General features: G+C 57.3%; 14 protein-coding genes and 1 tRNA gene. 3 read left to right on the forward strand and 12 right to left on the reverse strand.

Annotation, left to right across the window (positions count from 1 at the left end):
• The first annotated feature begins 37 nt into the window (after positions 1 to 37).
• Entirely contained in the window at positions 38 to 1,288 is a 1,251-nt protein-coding gene (locus HMPREF3165_RS10545; protein ID WP_070513275.1) for a DUF1266 domain-containing protein, read from the forward strand.
• Between the two features lie 145 nt (positions 1,289 to 1,433).
• On the opposite strand, the gene HMPREF3165_RS10550 is transcribed toward HMPREF3165_RS10545, so the two are convergent.
• Positions 1,434 to 1,518 (reverse strand) — tRNA-Leu (locus HMPREF3165_RS10550).
• 336 nt (positions 1,519 to 1,854) lie between these two features.
• On the opposite strand from HMPREF3165_RS10550, the gene HMPREF3165_RS10555 reads away from it, so the two are divergent.
• A complete protein-coding gene (locus HMPREF3165_RS10555) occupies positions 1,855 to 2,163 on the forward strand; it encodes a helix-turn-helix domain-containing protein (RefSeq protein WP_256275274.1) in 309 nt (102 codons plus the stop codon).
• Between the two features lie 40 nt (positions 2,164 to 2,203).
• Here HMPREF3165_RS10555 and HMPREF3165_RS10560 read toward each other — a convergent pair whose 3' ends face one another.
• Together HMPREF3165_RS10560 and HMPREF3165_RS10565 are read right to left on the reverse strand one after the other, a co-directional pair.
• A complete protein-coding gene (locus tag HMPREF3165_RS10560) occupies positions 2,204 to 2,455 on the reverse strand; it encodes a helix-turn-helix domain-containing protein (RefSeq protein WP_256275275.1) in 252 nt (83 codons plus the stop codon).
• Positions 2,456 to 2,586: 131 nt separating this feature from the next.
• Complete coding sequence (locus HMPREF3165_RS10565; protein WP_070513286.1) at positions 2,587 to 3,741, reverse strand: hypothetical protein; 1,155 nt, start codon at positions 3,739 to 3,741, stop codon at positions 2,587 to 2,589.
• A 149-nt stretch (positions 3,742 to 3,890) separates the two neighbouring features.
• Between HMPREF3165_RS10565 and HMPREF3165_RS13040 the strand changes: the two genes are divergently transcribed.
• A complete protein-coding gene (locus HMPREF3165_RS13040; protein WP_083303295.1) occupies positions 3,891 to 5,987 on the forward strand; it encodes a KAP family P-loop NTPase fold protein in 2,097 nt (698 codons plus the stop codon).
• Between the two features lie 39 nt (positions 5,988 to 6,026).
• On the opposite strand, the gene HMPREF3165_RS13330 is transcribed toward HMPREF3165_RS13040, so the two are convergent.
• The 9 genes from HMPREF3165_RS13330 to HMPREF3165_RS10590 form a co-directional block, all read right to left on the reverse strand.
• A complete protein-coding gene (locus HMPREF3165_RS13330) occupies positions 6,027 to 6,797 on the reverse strand; it encodes a hypothetical protein (RefSeq protein WP_141745050.1) in 771 nt (256 codons plus the stop codon).
• 198 nt (positions 6,798 to 6,995) lie between these two features.
• Positions 6,996 to 7,622, reverse strand: coding sequence for a nucleotidyl transferase AbiEii/AbiGii toxin family protein (locus HMPREF3165_RS10570; RefSeq protein ID WP_070513290.1), 627 nt, complete (start codon positions 7,620 to 7,622; stop codon positions 6,996 to 6,998).
• Positions 7,623 to 7,722: 100 nt separating this feature from the next.
• Positions 7,723 to 8,271, reverse strand: coding sequence for a hypothetical protein (locus HMPREF3165_RS10575; RefSeq protein ID WP_070513301.1), 549 nt, complete (start codon positions 8,269 to 8,271; stop codon positions 7,723 to 7,725).
• Positions 8,272 to 8,434: 163 nt separating this feature from the next.
• Positions 8,435 to 9,346, reverse strand: a complete 912-nt coding sequence (locus tag HMPREF3165_RS13045) for a hypothetical protein (RefSeq protein ID WP_083303296.1) — start codon at positions 9,344 to 9,346, stop codon at positions 8,435 to 8,437.
• 73 nt (positions 9,347 to 9,419) lie between these two features.
• Positions 9,420 to 9,911: a hypothetical protein gene (locus HMPREF3165_RS13335; protein ID WP_141745051.1), complete on the reverse strand. Its 492-nt coding sequence runs from the start codon at positions 9,909 to 9,911 to the stop codon at positions 9,420 to 9,422.
• The gene (locus HMPREF3165_RS13340) at positions 9,896 to 10,660 is read right to left on the reverse strand and encodes a hypothetical protein (protein WP_141745052.1); all 765 of its coding nucleotides are present in this window, start codon (positions 10,658 to 10,660) and stop codon (positions 9,896 to 9,898) included. Before HMPREF3165_RS13340 ends, HMPREF3165_RS13335 begins: the two co-directional genes overlap by 16 nt.
• Before the next feature lie 288 nt (positions 10,661 to 10,948).
• On the reverse strand, positions 10,949 to 11,227 hold the full coding sequence (locus tag HMPREF3165_RS10580; protein ID WP_070513305.1) for a hypothetical protein: 279 nt from the start codon (positions 11,225 to 11,227) through the stop codon (positions 10,949 to 10,951).
• Positions 11,228 to 11,283: 56 nt separating this feature from the next.
• Positions 11,284 to 11,541 (reverse strand): hypothetical protein, encoded by a 258-nt coding sequence (locus HMPREF3165_RS10585; protein ID WP_010615377.1) that lies wholly within the window; start codon positions 11,539 to 11,541, stop codon positions 11,284 to 11,286.
• The gene (locus HMPREF3165_RS10590) at positions 11,538 to 13,775 is read right to left on the reverse strand and encodes an FtsK/SpoIIIE domain-containing protein (RefSeq protein ID WP_256275276.1); all 2,238 of its coding nucleotides are present in this window, start codon (positions 13,773 to 13,775) and stop codon (positions 11,538 to 11,540) included. Before HMPREF3165_RS10590 ends, HMPREF3165_RS10585 begins: the two co-directional genes overlap by 4 nt.
• Positions 13,776 to 13,831 lie beyond the last annotated feature (56 nt).

Consider the following 13,831-nt stretch of genomic DNA (forward strand, 5'->3'; position numbering starts at 1 on the left):
CTGAGAGCAACACTCATGCCTAGAACGGAGTCCGATCGTGCTCACTGACGCCATGATGCTTGTCTCTCCCTTTCACGCTGACTACGAGTTCCTGGCTAGGCCGTATCACGATGCAGCTCCTGAGCTCTGGGACACGGAGGGTGCTGGTCTGGCGGGGTTGAGTCAAGAGGTCGCGGCGACTCTCCTGGAGGAGTCCTTCGCGGTTGTGGACGCCGCCTCTGCGATCGAGTGGTGTGACTCGTTGGAGACCGAGGCCGGCTTATGGCCGGATTCGAGTCTCGTGGCTGAGCACGTACCCGCCGTGTCGATGCTCGCCGGCTCCGCAGTGGCGGCCGGCTTCGACTGCTGCCGCGTCATCAACATCCTCACCTCGGCTCGCGCAGCGGGCTATATAGATGAGCGTACGTTGGCGGCCCTCCTTGAGCGCTACGTGCAGGGTTTCGTTGACCGCTGCTCCGGGTGGGGGCAGTATCTGGCCTCGGTCATCGTGGGCAAGGTGGCGTTCCAGGTCATGTACGCAACACCTGAGACTCGCCATGTTGATGCTGCGATCATTCTTGAAGGCGCACACATCATGGCACTGACTGCTCCTGTCACCTTGTTCCGCACCGAAATCTGGCCTGCGGAGGATCTCAGTGCCTTGATCGGCGCGATCGAGGCCCTCATTCCTGCCGAGCGTGTGCGTGCTGTCCGTCTCGGCGCCAGGGGATGGTTGGCGACGGCTGAGCATCCTCTGGACTCGGCTACCGCCAAGGTGCTTGAGAATGCGGACACGGATGTGGGGACGTTCCTGCGTGCACGTGCTCTGGCGCAGGAGGTCTTCTGGCGTCCTGCCGATGCAGGAGGCATCGGGGGCGTCTTCGAAGATCTGAGAGCTGCCCGTATACCTCTGTGGGATCTGCCTGCTGGCGGCGACGGCGCTGCGGCGACCACGTTCTGGACCGACTCGAGTCTTGATCAGGAGCACTGGAGCGGCGTGCCGTTCCTGCGTACGAGTGAGGGTGCTCGGCTTACCTCCGTGATGACCGAGGATGCCTGCTTCCTGGTCTCCCGAAAGGCACTGCGTCGAGTCTTCATCCCGATTCCATGGGAGCAGGTGAGGTTCACGGTGTCAGTGATGCCGGGGCAGGACATCGTCTTCTACGCCAATGACAAGAAGCTTGGCACGCTCTTCCCCGACTGGGATGTGGTGGGGGCGATTAACCCCGACCTGCCGTTGCGCCTGGAGTCCTTCATGAATGGTCTGGGACCGCGCGTGCGTGCCTTCAGTGCCGCTTACCCGTTATGAGCAAGGTGGGTTGCCGTTGAGCTCATTAGCCTCACCTGGTTCGGCCGGGCTCCAGGCCCGCAACCAGTCCAGAGACTGAACCGATGCGAGAGGAACTCTGTGACGTGTTTCCGAGCCAGTGGTGAGGGTTTGTATAGCGATGCTGTGGTGCCTCCGGCGGGACTCGAACCCGCACGCCCGTAGGCAGCGACTTTTAAGGTCGCGGTGTCTACCGATTCCACCACGGAGGCGAGATGCGCCCCAATATTTGAGCAAAAGGGGCGACAGTACAGCTCCGCACCATTGACCCTAACAACCTGATGGTGCTTCTGGACTTCCGAAGGAAGCTGGCCGCCGGTGAGGGCGGCCAGGTGTGTACCGGCCCCAATGTAGCGCATCTGCCGGCTATTGACGGGGCGGATGGTGCGGTCGGCGATGCGGACGAGTCCAGGCCGTCTCATGGGGCAGATGCGGCAGGGCCCGAAGGTGAGTCCCTGCAGCCACGATGCGCCGCGCCGGCCACCAGCGTGGGGGAGCGGCCGAACGGTGAGAGTGATGCGCCCGACACAGCGTCACGGTCGCCGCGCGTGGTCGGCCGCATCAAGCAGACGAAGTTCCGGCCGCTCACATCCGAGCAGCGCCAGCAGGTGATTGACCTGTACCGCGCCGGCGTCCCCGTCAAGGAGATCGTCCGGCAGACGGGCGTCAACCGCTCGACGGTCTACCGGCTGCGCGGGCAGGCAGGGCTGGAGCGCAGGCACCGCTTCACCGACGAAGACCGTGCCCAGGCGATCCTCCTCCGCCAGCAAGGCCTGACCATTGCTGAGATCGCCAAGCGGCTAGGCTTCAGTGGCATGACCATCGGGCGTCACCTGGCAGCTGCTCGCGAGGAGTGACGGCAACTGCGGTGCCGTCGGTCTTAAAGACCGTTCAAAGTCAACCTGGCGACACCTCCAACCCGCTCACCAACCCGCCGGCGTCGGTGTCGAGGGCGTGGGCGATGCGGAGGATGTTGTGGAGGCTGAGGTTGCGTTGGCCGCGTTCGACCTGGCCGATGTACGACCAGTGCAGGGTGGTGCGCTCGGCCAGCTTCTCCTGGGACAGACCCATCTGCTCGCGGCGGGCGCGCACACGCCGGCCGAACTCACCGGTGGCTGGTGAGAGCGGTGGCTTGCGGTCGGTGGGCACGGCTCCATCTCAACCGGCCGAAGACTCCCAATCCAGAGACTATGTATCTCAGGACGATGTATTCTGGGGTTGTCCGTAGCGGTCGAGTAGGTGAGGAGGTGGTCATCATGGGTGGCGGCGAGTGATCAGAACTAGCCCGCTCGTCGAGCGGTGGCTGCCTCAGGCTGAGTGGTCTGGGGCAGCTCGTCTTGCAGTGCCCAGGTGAAGGCGAAGCCGGAGTGTGGCATGAGCCAACCGCTTGCCTCGACAGTGACGGCCTTGCCTGGTACCGCATCTGGCATACGGGTGACGCGAGCAGATTGAGCAGTGGCTACGGTGTCGCTGACGCGCAGGTCGGCGATGGTCGTATCGCTGTAGTCGAGGTGTACCGATAGGTCTCGGGTGGGTTGGGCGACCTCGAAGAAGAGACGGTGGCCCCATCTCGGCACCACTGTGCGGATCACTTGGCGGATACGGACTGGCTGCCCTTGTACGGCGTCCTCATCCAGGCTGACGCTGTACGTCTGGCCTGTCTTGCGGGTGCTGCGACGAATCGTCTGTGAGCGTCCGTCTACCGTCAGCTCGAGGAGCTGGTAGGAGGATCGGCTGGCTGCGTCAACGCCTGGACGGTTCTGGAGAAGCCATGCTGCCGTGGCCGGTGTATCGGCGAGTAGCTCGTTGTACTCATCTTGGTCAGACACGCACGCGAAGCGCCGGGTGGCACTGCTGGGTACGGTGGTGTACTCCCACTCCACGGTGACGTCAAACAGAGGAGTACCTGCGGTACTCCTCTCTACTGCAGTAGAGAGCCGAACGCGCACCGTCACGTCGTACCACCGCTCGGCGGCGCGGATGGCTTGGTCGCGGATGTCGCGGTAGATCTCGCGGGCGAACTGTTCGTCACCCAGGCGCAGGGCCATCACGTTAGCGGCGATGTCATCCAGCAGCTCCGGCGTAGCCACACGCTTCAAGTCCTCAGGGTGGATGGCGAAGCCCTCCACCACCGCGTCACGCATCGCTGGAGCCTCCTCGCGGATGATCTGGCGGAAGCGTGCCAGTGTGTGCGCCTCCTGATCCCTCCGGAAGGTGTACTCGAAGAACGTCGACAGCAGCCCCGCACCAAACAACGTCCCACCCAGCTCTCCCAACGGCAGGGCGTGCAGCCACTGCCAGTCACCTAGCCGCAGCGGAGCGATCCAGGCGTTGAGCATCATGAGGAGGATGCCAGCCAGCGTCAGAGAGACGGCCAACAGCGCGGCTTTGAGCCGGCGGAGGCGGTGGTGGGGAGAGAGTGAGAAATTGGGCATATCTATTTATTACTATAACATAAAAATGTTTGCGTATATGTACGCAACCGTGATCTTGCTGCGCGAAACTGGCCAGGTATGATTCGTCCATATAGTGCTGACCAAACACTCCCGGGCGTCAGCAGTCCTATTTATCAAGAGGGTCACTGATGACTGATCACCCCAAGAAAACACCGAGTGCTATCAGCTATTTTGCGGACAATCCCATCTCGACGGCCTCGGAAGATCTACTGCAACGCAGCAAGTTCGTCGAGCGAATCGTGCGTGAGATCGACATGATCGACGCGTCGCAAGGCTATGTTATGGCAGTTATGGGGCAATGGGGGTCAGGTAAGACATCAGTGCTTAACCTCGTTAAAGAACGGCTTTCGAATAGTGGGTCAATGCTTGTCGAGTACAATCCCTGGCTATTATCGGGTGTGGAAGAACTCGTGGATGGATTATTTCGAGAAATCAATGCTAAACTCAATAAAAAGGGTGTGAAGTATCGCGCCGCTATTGACAAAATTATAGACTATGGCGAAATGTTGACGCCGTTGACTTCTGTGCCTGTGGTGGGGGCGTGGGCAAATGGTGTACTGACGCCGTTTCAGGTGATGGCAAAGCATCGCAACCTACGAACAACTAGTGTGGTTGAGCAAAAGGAACAAGTAGCCGAAGCGCTGACGAACATAGACTCCTCAATTGTCGTTATTGTGGACGACATTGATCGGCTTGATAAAGTGGAAGTACGCGAGATATTCAAACTGGTGCGTCTGACAGCGAACTTTCCTAATGTCATTTACCTCCTGTCTTTTGATCGTATACGAGTAGAAAATGCTCTGACGGAGGATGGAGTGCCTGGACGTGCCTATCTTGAGAAGATTGTGCAAAATGGGTTTGAGATTCCATTGATTCCAAGGAAGGTGCTCACTCGTGAAGTGGCTCAGGCTTTGGATTTTGCGCTGGAGCAAGTGAAAGTTAGACTCGACCGAGAAGTGTGGGATAATACGCTCCTCAGTATCGTGGTGCCGGCTATAAAGAATATGCGAGATGTGCGGCGTCTAGCGATGGCAGTACGATCGACGGTTGCTGCACTCACTGATAGCGTCGAAGTCTCGGACATCGTTGCACTCGAGTCGATGCGCCTCTTCCTGCCGGACGCGTTTTGGTATCTTGTGGCCCACCGGTTACCGGAAGGAAATTCGAAGATCAATATCGATGAAATTCGAAGTAAGGAAGAAAAGGAAATCAACATTAGTCAGGCGTTGAGCAACGTTCCTCAAGACGAAGCAATTATCGACGCCTTTCTTCGTATCACTTTGCCAACCTCGTCATACTATGAACCTGGCATGTTCTCTGCTGAAATTGGCAGACCAGATGAGTATCTTCGAAAACGGCGTGTTGCTTACTCAGAGGTCATGAAAGTCTATCTCGAGCAGGTACTTCCTGATCAGCTGATTGCGTTTGCGAATGCAGAGAGAATCTATCAACTTACTGACGATGATGTAGCCCTGGCGCATGCGTTCAATGCGATAGTGGACGATGAGCTAGAGGACGTCATCAGCGATCTTGGTCGATTCGCGGGAGAATATTCTAAAGCGGGACTTATTAACGTAATTGTGGAAATTCTTGGTGCAATGACACGCCTTCCTCGGCATGATGATAGGTCAGTGTTTATGCCGGAGGCTCGATATAATGTTACCTATACCATCAATAAAATTCTGGAGCAGTACCAAAGGAATGGAGGCGCCGTAGAGGCTGCAGTCGATTCCATCATTCCTCGGTTGCGGAGTCTTTCGGCTAAGCTTGAGCTAATGCTGCTTGTTGGCCACGTACCGGATGCAGGGCGCAGACTCGTGTCATCGTCGTACGCGCAGCAACTTCAGCAGCAGTACGAGCAGGACGCTGCTGCTATGCCGATCGAACAACTTGTGCATGAAGACAAGCCGCTGAGAGTGCTGATCGCTCCCGTGTACTGGGGGAACCGTATTGCCCAGACGATTGATGCAACTGCTCCACTATCTGTTCACTACGTTGTGTTTAAGTCAGCAGTGGGTGAAAATAGACGTCAAACCTTTGGGAGTGCGACTGTTCATCGCACACCTGTTCTTGCATGGGGAGAGCTCTGCGGCGTTTACTCCGATGAGTCAACGATTGAGCACGTCTACAACAAGATGTGTGAGGCTCCTGAATCAGATAGTGCAGATCTACTCGAACTGATTAAGAAGTATTTGGATGGGTGGCGACCCGAAGAGATAGATTGACGGACGACTGTGCCTTTATCTCTTCTGATAATCCTCTACCTATTCAGTATACGTCATCCCATCAGCTGGCATATTCTCCGACTGATCGACTACTCCAATAAGGCTTGCTAGGTTCGCGAGGCTTGATTCCTCCAACAGGCGAGGATTACGTGTCATGTATTTGATGAATTCGACAAGGTGCTCGCGAGGAACTTGGGTCAGAGCAGACTGGACAGTTGCGACATCTTCGACATCAATAATCTGCGACCCCGACACCATCCGTAATTGCTCATCGCTATAGGCGCGGGCAGCAACTGCGGCAAGAAGACGAGCCTGTGCTTCGGCACTCGACATAACCGGTCGCTCATCGGTCGGCATTATCGTGGCGGAAGAAGACTCTTCTGTAGAGGAAGCGACGGCGTCAATCACTATGCCTTCGACGCTTTGTGGCTTCTTCTCGGAATGGCGTGCGGTGTGGCGGCGTTTCCAGCTGTTTGTTTTCTCTTTAGCGAACGGCACAGCGGTTTCATTCCACCACCGTTTGACACGCGGTGTAGCTGCCTTTGCGCCGTCTTCGATGAGTTTGACAATAACGGATGCAATTATATCTGCAACCATCTCCTGCGTCTTTGAAAGACGTTCATCAGCAGGGATATACATCGTCTCGGTGACGACGATTGGATCCTCCTGGTCGTCGTCTACTGGGACAAAGCGCGCACTGCCCTTGAGTCGTCCTTCCGTATCGTAGAGATTCTGGTGCCACCCACCTTCCTTTTTCTTGCCCGGGGTCAGATCGTCATTCCACTCGTAGTACCCAGCTTGCCGTGCCATGGTGCCACTCTACTCCCTTAGCTAGAAGGTAAGCGAGGCTACTCGACCGTCGCGTGACTAGTTAGTTACAGTAGAATCCTCGCAAAATGTAAGCTAACAAATGGTCGGGCGGTGCGAATTTGTGGGCAAGAAAGTCAGTCCATCAGCCATGGCCAATTGTTCGGTTGGTATGTTCTGAGCTATGAAACCTTAGTTGCCCTATCCCCCTCCTCGCTTTCGTCTCATCCTCAGCACGTTCTCGACGAGGCTGACGGCGATGTGGGTGAGGTCGAAGCGGTTGAGGATGTCATCGTCCTGCATGATGGCTTCCAGGTCGTTGAGACCGATGAGGTCGATGAGCTGGTCGATGCGGGTCAGGTCGTCGTCGGTGATGGCCTCGGGGTAGCGGTGGAGTAGGAAGCTGGTGTCGAAGATGTCGCGGGCCTTGGTGCGGTTGACCAGGGCGTCGATCTTGAGCGAGGCCAGCTTCTCCAGGCGGTAGGTGCGGATGCCATCGATGGTGGTGACGTCGTCTTCGTCGATCTGCTGGGCCTGGCGGTAGGAGACCTCGATCTTGAGCGGGCGCATGACGTCGTCGCGGTAGTGCAGCATGTGACGGTGCACGGTAGGCGTGTGCTTGGCCTCGCGCAGACTGTGGACAGTCAGCTGAGCGGCCGCGGCACCGGCTTGGATGGACTCGGTCAGGTCGACGGAGGGACTACGGCCATCGAAGTCCAGGTCGATGGAGAAACGTGGCAGGTCGTAGGCCAGGAGTAAGGCGGTGCCACCCTTGAGGACGAAGGCGTCACCGGTGCGGCTGGTCAGCTCTTGGGCGATGGCCCGCATCAGGGCGACGTGGCGTGCCTGCTCTGGCGTGAACGGGTGGTGCTCGAACGGCCCTGGCAGGTGGGCCTCTGGCGAGTGCTGGCGTGGTGGTATTGGTGGTTCATCGCCCATACACCGCCCTCAGCGTGCGTGCTTCATCAGCAATCCAGCGGCGTAGCTCATCCTGGGCAGCTAGATGGAAGGCCGGCTCAAGCAAGGTGGCCTGCTCGAGGAGCCGCTCGCCTTGCTCTCTGGTGTCGAGCCAGTCGGTGGTGGCACCAGTTAGGTTGAGGACGCGTCCCCAGCGATGGAGGGAGCGGTAGAGCAAGTCCAAGATGGCCCGTGAGTGGTTGGCGATGTAGACCCGCTGCATACTGGCAGGGATGTCTAGGCCTTGGGCTACTAAGCGGTCTCTGCCCTCGTAGATGCCTAGGTCACCGTAGATCGGCGTGGTGTCGATGTCTCCCATACCGGCCAGAGTCACCTGGCGTGGCTGCTCAGCGCCGTCCTGCCAGTGGAAGACGTCATGCCAGTCCCCACTGGTGCCTTCTGGCGCAGCCAGGTTCAAAGCATAGAGGCCAGTGATGTAGTGCTCTGGCGTCGTGGGAGGAATCTCGACCTGCCGTGGAAGAGACGCAAGGTATTCAGCCTGAGAATAGGCAGACGGCATGATAAGCACCTCCTTTACCCGTTAAATGCTTTATGTTTTGAGGATAACATAATGGGTGGGAGGATGTAAAATAGCCGATGCTATAATGTTGAACGTTTCATTGTGTTCATGCTGCTGGTGGACTGCAACTACACCCCTGAATATTTGATGATCTTCCTGATTGTCAATTAACCCTCACGCTGGCCTTCGTTTCATGGCTAGTTCCGTCCACGTCAGTCCAGGTGACTACACAATCTGCCTTGTTTGTCGATCCGTGGACTTGAAAAATGGGGTACCGTTGGACAGCATCTGGTGCCATCGTGCTGATGACATTGTTGGCATCAAAACTAAGATCGAACGGCGTGCCCGACTCATCGTCGCCGTCTTCGTATCGATAAGACACATTGGTCACTGGCTGCCCGGTTCGGTTTGTGAGGGTTAGATACAGTCGCCGTTTGTTCTTAAGTCGTCCCTTACCATCAGTTTCGGTGTAGCGTTCAATCTCAACTGAAGGCCAAACGCCGAACGAAGGATTAGTCTTAGAATTATGTGCGGGAGAGGCGATTGGCTCGCTGGGTGGGTCATAATCACGTGCAACGTTGTTCAACGTGTTGTTGATAATCTGCGTCAATTGCTCGTTCGTTGAATAATTGCTAAAGAGCGCCTTGTTTTGGATTGACGTAAGATACTCGTTTAATGCAGCCGACTGCTGGATCGCCTCTGCTGTCGTGGGTGGAGCGCTTGGCGTCATATTTCTCAGGATTGCGACCCGTTTGCCCTGACTATGTAGTAGATCTATTTCTTCAACCGTTCCAGACAGGTGAGTTTCCGTCGGCGTGCCAAGCCGACTAGTGAACACCACCAAGCCCATGTCAGATGAAGCAACCAACTGCTCGTTAATAAAAGCCTGTGGTTCTTGCCCGTAACTCGGGCTCGTTCCTTCCTGCCAATCGGTAGGTGAAAACAGCACTCCAAAGCGTCGGCTATAGTTTGTGTTCCACGAGCGTATCGTGCTATGAATCAGATCCCTGTGCGTTGGCGGGAGGTCGCTCGGGCTGGAGAGGAGCATCTGAACGACAGTGGCTGAGTATGTCATGAGCGAACGATACCACCACTGAGCCTATCAACGAGTATCTACACAGCATATTAGTGGAAGATAGCCGAGTCGACTAGCCTATGGGCACGCAAATCGTCACCATCTTCAGATGCATATCGTCATCAAATTCGAAATGTATCCAGTTGCCAGTCTCGTGATTATAACGAACCCAAGCTGAGCGCACCCACGTTGTGTTTTGATCTGCTTCATTAGCGGGAGTTCCAAGATGGCGAATAATCTCATCATGCGTTGCAGTGTTGGAGAAGTTCGAGAATAGCGGATTTGCATAAGGCTTGTATTCCGAAACGGATGATTCACCTCTTTGTGTATACAGTGACACCGCCTTAAGCAGATCGTTTGACCAGCGGAATTCTACCCCAGCATCGTGCAGCAGCCAATATGATTTACTCAAGCCGTAGCCAGTAAACTCCTTGTCAATCTCCCGGATTACGGGAGCGCAGTCCAACTCATCAATGATTTGCTGTACTTCAGTCTTAACTGATTCGTCGCTTCTTCCGACCAATTTGATATATTGATTAATATCTCCATCTATTTTCGTCGCCATATTTGCTCCTTAAGATAGCTAAAACGTGTCACTAACTTAGTGTGTATCATTTCTATGTCTTTGTCACTATAGCCTTTCCTTCGGAGTTCGGGTGTGTACGCATCTACATCTGCTTTGATCGCACGAATGATATCCGAACTATCTTGACGTATACGTGTATCGGTATTGCGGCCACCTATTGTACGGCTTAACTTTTCGTGCATTTCCTTGGGAATCGCTATCGCTCCTCCCAGTTTCTCGACGACTTGAAGTACTGCGGCCACTTCCTTGTCGTTTAGATCTCTTTCAATTTTGGTTTCGATGTGGCGACATGTTGCTTGGCACAACGCAGCCTTCGACGGAATGTGATCCATTTCCATGCCGTCGCGTCCCGGGCGGCTCTTAAGTGCGCTATATTCGCCAACCTCAAAAAGTGAGACCTCTGCCATGTTTAAGTCGGTTAGTCGATTTTCGACGCGGAGAAATGCGAGAACTTCCTCGGAGACGGTGTTCTCTCCCAGGATGTCGGCCACTATGTCAATGTAGGTGTTGGCGGCATCGATGGCGCTCTTGGCGCTGTCCTTTGCCTTTATTAGTTGACTGACGGCTGCCTTGGCTTCGGCGCTGTCCGGGTAACGATTTAATTGGATTTGCGCTTCCTTCATGTTGGCGATAATTTTCCCTATGGCACCCGAAGGTCTTTTAAGGTGTTTTAATATTTCGCTGTGGTGCCTCAATTGCTTTAATATTTTGTCAAAGTTGTCACTCATCGCTATCTCGTATATATCTTAGTGAGGTGTCAATTTATCGAATTTATGGCGGACTCCATTATTTTCTGGCTCTGATTTAGGCCGCTGATAATCTGCTTGGCCGCACTCTTGAGTTTGCGGCCGCGCTTAGAATCCGACCCGGTGAATATTTTATCGGTTTCACTTGCTATTGCGTTGCAGCCTTTGAGTGATTTACCGAACTGAATGCAGGCAGAACCGAGGAGTGTGTTAACTTCCTTTACGACTCCTTTAGGAACTGTCGTCTGTACCGACATTCTGTGTCCTTTTCTACTGTTGTGCTGCCTGTATAAACTGTTCGACAGCCCTGCCGAGCTCTGCAAGTGCGGCGCTGCTGTCTTGGAGGCTGCGTTGGGCGGTGGTGACGGCTCTGGCGGCTGCGGCGCCGCTCTTGGATGGGTGTGAGACGGCGGCGAGCTTCTGACCCTTTTTGCCGAGGGTGGTGGAGGCTGCGCTGGTGCGTTGGCTGAGTTGTGCGGCGCTGGAGCCGATCTGGCGGGCGGCGGTGATGACAGCGTTGAGGTCGTCGCCGGCATTGTCTTGAGCCATGGAGCTGTTCCTTCCTGGAAGTGGCGCGATTGAGATTAGTGTGGTGCGCAGGGTCGTTAGATGTTGGTGACTTTCTTGGCGGACTGCTCTGCTTGGCGGAGGGCCTGCTGGGCTTTGTTGAGGCTGTCGTCGGCGCGGCGGAGGGCGGCGAGCATGGCTTGCTCGTGGCCGGCTTGGCCGCCTTGGAGGGTGCTGGTGACGAGGGTCATGTTGTCGCGGTTGGTGGATTTGAAGTCGTTGATGAGGCCGTTCTGCTCGTTTATCTGGCTGATGACGGCGTTGATGGCGGCTTTGACTTGGGCAAGTGAGGTCATGGTGTGCCTTCGTTCTGGAGTGATGGGTGTGGGAGCTGGGCGTAGGGGATGACGAGCTGCGGCCTGCTCATCTCGGCTGCGTCCCAGACGAGCATGCGATTGTCGGCACCGCGCCAGCGCAGCAGGGCGTCGTCGAAGAAGTCGACGGCTGACGAGGCGTCGAGCTGCATGGCCGCTTTGATGTCGAAGTAGGTGCTGCCGTTGTAGCCGACGCAATTCTCGAACGACGTCTGCTTTTTCCACCAGAGCAGGAAGTGGATGTGGCTGACGGGCGCAGTCTTGAACAGCTCCTGGACGGCTTCCTCTCGTTCTTCGGAGCTGGCACGCCAGCGCTCCAGGCCAAACCCGATGACATAGACCGGCGGGGCACTGGCGTCGTCGGCGCGGTCAGCGACCTGCTCGGCCAGTTCATCGACGAGGGTGTCGGCCTGGTGCTTGTTGACAACGCGGTAGGTGCCGCCGATCTTGGTGAGCTGCTGCTCGAAGACGGCGCGCACGGCGTCGCGGGCCGGTAGGTGCCAGTCGCCGATCAGGTCGAGCAGAATGAGCTCGGCAGCGGGCGTGCTGTGCAGGAGGGAGAGCGCGGTGTTGAGCAGGACGGCGTGGCCTGGGCCGGTGCCGAGCAGGGCAAGGTTGCGGCCGACGTCAGTCGTGAAGTCGACCGTGAGCGGGGCGGCACCGACGCTGATGCGTCTGCCGAGCATCGCCTGGCCGGTGTGGAGCGATGGCAAGACGCGTGCGTCGTCGCGCAGGCTGAGGCGGCGTTCGCCTTCGAAGACCTCTGGTGGGGCGACGGTGTCTCGGGCCTGCTGCCACCAGGCGGTGCGCAGCTTGGCCAGGATGGCGTCGTCGGCGTAGGCGATGGTGGTCTTGCGGTTGGAGGACAGCTCGCCGTAGTCGAGGTTGACGATGGCCTCTCTTGAGCGTAGGTGGCTGGCAGCGTCGTTCTTGAACCCCAGCGTGGCGTGCGACTCTGCCAAGGAGTTCTTCAGAGCGATGCGCACCGGCACCTGGCCGAAGAGCCCTTCGCCTGCGGTGCCACCCAGGAGGTAGCCGCTGCTGATCGTCTGGGAGGCCAGGATGAAGTGGATGCCGCAGGCGCGGAACAGCCGGGCACCCTTAACCAGCAGGTCGACCGCGCTCTCGGCGGTGTCGTCGTCCTCGCCGAAGAGCATCTGGAACTCGTCGATGACCACCACGATGCGGGGCATGACGGCCTCGGGATCAGCCAGGCGGTACTGGCGGATGTTCTGCACACCAGCGGCCTTGAAGGTGGCCATGCGCCGGCGGTAGATGGCGAAAAGATGCCGCAGGACGTTGACGCCGTACTCCCTGTCCGCGTCCAGCCCCAGCACGCGGGCGTGCGGCAGAAATGAACCGGTGCTCGGGTCTGGGGCGAAGGCCTGGAGAGTGACACCCTCCTTGAAGTCGAGCATGTAGAACTCGACCTCGCTGGGGGAGTAGCGCTGGCACAGGGAGTGCACCACCACCGAGATGAGGTTGGACTTGCCCTGCCCGACCGCGCCGGTGATCAGGGCATTGTGGCGCTGGTTGAGCTCGTCGCCGAGGGTGACCTCGATAGTGGACATCCCATAGGTACCCACCGCGAAGCTGATGCCATCCCGGCTGGACTGCGACCACGGTGCATCCAACGGCTGCACCTCACTAAAGGCCACTGGCTCCACCTGCGCCGACGCGACGGCGGACGCCACCCGGCGACTGACCGCGATCAGCTCGTCGGCACTCAGCGGATCGAAGCGGCCCCGCACGCCACTGCGTTCGTCAAGAACCGTGCTTCCGTCGACCTGGCACTGCTGGCTCAGGCCAAGAACAAGCTCGTTGACCCCCAACGTCATGGAGTGGATGAGGAAGGTGACGCCAGCGGCGGGGCCGGCCTTGAACAGGACGGTCAGCTTGTCCTTGATCTCGTCGCTAAGCAGCTCATAGTCGGTGGACAGGACGACCAGCTTGAAGCCCTCCACCTTGGGTGAGAGCTGTTGGCGGAAGTCCAGCAGGCTCTCCGTGCGCCCCTGGATGACGTTGAGGACGGCCTGAATGTGCTCGTGCAGGTGGTGGATGGTCTCGGTGAGCTCCTGCGTGTCGTTGATGTGGTGCAGGATCTTCTCCCCGCCACTGTTGACCTCCTGGAACGGTGCTGCCATACCCTTGAGCGCATCATCGAAGACCAGCACCTCTAGCTGCCCTGGCGCTGTCTCCTCGAGCGCTTTGGCCATCAGGAACTGGGTGAACCGCACCGAGTCACGATTCGCCAAGGAATCCTCGACCCATA

Source organism: Actinomyces sp. HMSC08A09 (assembly GCF_001807465.1).
GTDB lineage: Bacteria > Actinomycetota > Actinomycetes > Actinomycetales > Actinomycetaceae > Actinomyces > Actinomyces oris.